The sequence below is a fragment of the Marinicrinis lubricantis genome (assembly GCF_042658665.1).
Taxonomy (GTDB): Bacteria; Bacillota; Bacilli; order Paenibacillales; family KCTC-33676; genus Marinicrinis; species Marinicrinis lubricantis.
The window spans coordinates 1-2,398 of record NZ_JBHSQV010000089.1; the positions used below are offsets into that span (position 1 = coordinate 1).

Sequence of the window (2,398 nt, forward strand, 5' to 3'; positions counted from 1 at the left end):
ACAAGAGCGAAGTGATAAAGCTAAGCGGAGATAGCTTCCGCCTCAAGCACCGAGAAACCATATTTGGTAATTCATAGGTGTTGAAACTTATTTAGCGGAATCTGCTCAAAAGTACTTGACGGTTACAGAGCTCTTGAACGTGAAGGCATTACCTCACTCGAACGCTTATCTGAATATACAGAAGCAGGTATACTCAAGCTGCATGGGATCGGTCCAAGTTCCATACCGAAACTCAGAAACGCATTGGACGAGGTTGGTTTATCTTTTAAGATGATAAGATAGCGGGTCTTTTAGATTTACCATGACCTCCTCTTTCCCCTTTACCGCTATTTAGGATACGGCTCATCGTGGTTATGGGAATGTAAGAGGCAAAAAAACCAGCATTGGGAAGTAAATCCCAATGCTGTTGTCTTGTAACAAACAAAACACTCTTATTGTTTTTTTTGCAGTACTAAATCAATTTCATAATACCTTCAGCAGCTGTAATCAAGACTACATGCATGTTGTATCGAACGGTTCAATCGATCAATATATAGTTACAAATTCGGTATTTAGATCATTTATGAAATGGATTGGTACTGTTTTTCAATTTCATCAAATTCTTCTCTTGTAATCCCCAACAAGATGTTATCATAAAATTTCCCATTCATATAAATAATTCTTCTTCTTCGTCCTTCTTCAATGAATCCAAGATTTTTGTGGAATTTAAGTGATGCTTCGTTTATTTCAACACAGCTGGAATTGCATTTTTGCATCCGTAGTTCATAGAAGCCATACCGCATAATAATTCTTGTTGCTTCTGTTGCGTATCCGTTGTTCCTATACCCTCTATTCACTCCCAAGCCAAAACTAAACACTCCATTTTTGTGGTCTAATGAATTTAAGTTAATGATACCAACTAACTGATTATTTGATACCGTTTCGATCGCAAACATTTTTCTAAAATGATCTTTGAAATGATCAAACCTATTCGACATTTCGGCAACGTCTATATCATTCTTTGGAAGCTCGATCCCCCACTCCATTAACCGAATTGCTTCACTGTCGGTGCTTTCCAATTTCCATTGTTCCCAATCACTTTTTTGGGTTGCCCTTAGTCTAATCTTTGTTCCTTCCCAAAAATAATTTGAATCCATCATTGTCATTTATTTGTTCTCCTAACACCTAAATTGTTATAATTCGCCCTAAAGGTTAAGCGCTTTCACACTGGGCAAAGTGAGGCATTTTAGAGACGCAGCTTGAATCTACTTTCGAGCGTCAAGGATGAACATCGATGCATCTTGGCCCATGAATATATTACTTCCATGATAAAAAGTTTCGGATTGAATATCCTTATACCCTATTCTGGCCATCATGTCCGTCAGCTCTGCTTGATGAAATCCGTTATGAACCATGGTGGATACGATCTTCTCATTCTTGTCGAAATCTACGATGATCAAATGTCCTCCCTCGTTTAAAACCTCGAAAAGCCTTGATAACACCAATTCCGTATCTCTAATGTGGAGCAGAACCTGCGCCATAAAGATGTAGTCGACGTGAAGATTTGATGGAGCCGATTTTTCGAAATCAAAGCATAGTGTACCTGCATTCGAAAGATGCAGATCAGCAATTTTTTGCTTTACTCGATCGATCATATTTGGCGATGTATCCATAAAAAGCATAGATTGAAACTCGTTTACCAAGTTGAATCCGACAAGACCCGTTCCACATCCGAAATCCATCGCGTTCATACTTTTAGCGTCAACTACATATTTTCGAATGGCATCCGATGTTACTTTTGCAATTTGGATTCTTTCGGGAGTGTCGTACGTATTAGCGATCATTTCAAACTTTTCCGTATTTCCCATTCATAACATCCTCCATTCACTACCTATTATGACTTGAAAACTGGCTTATCGTCTTCATTCCTGATCGTTATGGTCAGCTCTTTCGCCCTGCGCACGTCCATTTCAAAATAACCGGGTTCTCTGCCTGCCCCATCGCTTGTTGCCTTCGCAATCCAATGATTCATTCCCTGAACTGCAGCAATTCGTTATGAGTTACACCCATTATCGCCAAATAAAGGAATCCCTTCAAGCTAAAAGATGAATATAAATCGATATCGTTGAGGCCGTCTTGCCAAATGAAGTTGCTCCCTTAATGATGGGAAGATACTAAAAACTGTTACAGAGTATAATAGTGATGGAAGTTTTAAGTTCAGTCAAAATTTCAATAATAATGAATTTAAATACATAAGTGAAAATGAGCTTCCAAAATTTAATCAATCTATTAATTATTAACTCAACTTTCGCAGAGCCAAAATCGGGTTAATGGCAAGTGCAGCATGAGTTTGTGATCGATTAGATCGAATGCTTGACGACATAGAAAAACACCGCTTCGTTTGGTAAGGTAAGAGTGT

At 38.4% G+C, this 2,398-nt stretch carries 4 protein-coding genes; 1 reads left to right on the forward strand and 3 read right to left on the reverse strand.

Annotation, left to right across the window (positions count from 1 at the left end; all coding sequences use genetic code 11):
• Positions 1 to 99: 99 nt before the first annotated feature.
• Positions 100 to 282: a hypothetical protein gene (locus ACFPXP_RS08220; RefSeq protein ID WP_379893755.1), complete on the forward strand. Its 183-nt coding sequence runs from the start codon at positions 100 to 102 to the stop codon at positions 280 to 282.
• A 278-nt stretch (positions 283 to 560) separates the two neighbouring features.
• On the opposite strand, the gene ACFPXP_RS08225 is transcribed toward ACFPXP_RS08220, so the two are convergent.
• From ACFPXP_RS08225 to ACFPXP_RS08235, 3 genes are all read right to left on the reverse strand, one after another.
• Complete coding sequence (locus ACFPXP_RS08225) at positions 561 to 1,145, reverse strand: GNAT family N-acetyltransferase (RefSeq protein WP_379893752.1); 585 nt, start codon at positions 1,143 to 1,145, stop codon at positions 561 to 563.
• 99 nt (positions 1,146 to 1,244) lie between these two features.
• On the reverse strand, positions 1,245 to 1,847 hold the full coding sequence (locus ACFPXP_RS08230; protein WP_379893753.1) for a class I SAM-dependent methyltransferase: 603 nt from the start codon (positions 1,845 to 1,847) through the stop codon (positions 1,245 to 1,247).
• Positions 1,848 to 1,873: 26 nt separating this feature from the next.
• Positions 1,874 to 2,011, reverse strand: a complete 138-nt coding sequence (locus ACFPXP_RS08235) for a hypothetical protein (protein WP_379893754.1) — start codon at positions 2,009 to 2,011, stop codon at positions 1,874 to 1,876.
• Between the last annotated feature and the right edge of the window lie 387 nt (positions 2,012 to 2,398).